The sequence below is a fragment of the Streptomyces sp. NPDC042201 genome, assembly GCF_055582185.1.
In genome coordinates this window covers 1-1,074 of record NZ_JBVJDS010000030.1, presented here as the reverse complement: position 1 = coordinate 1,074, position 1,074 = coordinate 1, and the positions used below count along the sequence as shown (strand labels likewise).

General features: G+C 57.5%; 1 rRNA gene. It reads right to left on the bottom strand.

Annotation, left to right across the window (positions count from 1 at the left end):
- Window positions 1-1,074: ribosomal RNA gene (locus ACZ6MZ_RS33950) — 23S ribosomal RNA — on the bottom strand; the annotation flags it as partial.

The window sequence follows — 1,074 nt, the reverse complement described above, 5'->3', positions numbered from 1 at the left end:
GTTGCACGGATTTACCTGCACAACGCCCTACACCCTTACCCCGGGACAACCACCGCCCGGGCTGGACTACCTTCCTGCGTCACCCCATCGCTTACCTACTACCACCTCGGTTCAGCGGCTCCACCACTCCCCTCAACTCCGAAGAGATCAGGGCGGCTTCACGGCCTTAGCATTAATGGATTCGATACTGGGCGTTTCAAAGCGGGTACCGGAATATCAACCGGTTGTCCATCGACTACGCCTGTCGGCCTCGCCTTAGGTCCCGACTTACCCTGGGCAGATCAGCTTGACCCAGGAACCCTTAGTCAATCGGCGCACACGTTTCCCACGTGTGTATCGCTACTCATGCCTGCATTCTCACTCGTGAACCGTCCACCCCTCGCTTCCGCGGAGGCTTCACCCGGCACACGACGCTCCCCTACCCATCACAGCGGGCGTTGGCCCTATAGCTGCAATGACACGACTTCGGCGGTACGCTTGAGCCCCGCTACATTGTCGGCGCGGAATCACTTGACCAGTGAGCTATTACGCACTCTTTCAAGGATGGCTGCTTCTAAGCCAACCTCCTGGTTGTCTCTGCGACTCCACATCCTTTCCCACTTAGCGTACGCTTAGGGGCCTTAGTCGATGCTCTGGGCTGTTTCCCTCTCGACCATGGAGCTTATCCCCCACAGTCTCACTGCCGCGCTCTCACTTACCGGCATTCGGAGTTTGGCTAAGGTCAGTAACCCGGTAGGGCCCATCGCCTATCCAGTGCTCTACCTCCGGCAAGAAACACACGACGCTGCACCTAAATGCATTTCGGGGAGAACCAGCTATCACGGAGTTTGATTGGCCTTTCACCCCTAACCACAGGTCATCCCCCAGGTTTTCAACCCTGGTGGGTTCGGTCCTCCACGAAGTCTTACCTCCGCTTCAACCTGCCCATGGCTAGATCACTCCGCTTCGGGTCTTGAGCGCGCTACTAAATCGCCCTATTCGGACTCGCTTTCGCTACGGCTTCCCCACACGGGTTAACCTCGCAACACACCGCAAACTCGCAGGCTCATTCTTCAAAAGGCACGCAGTCACGAC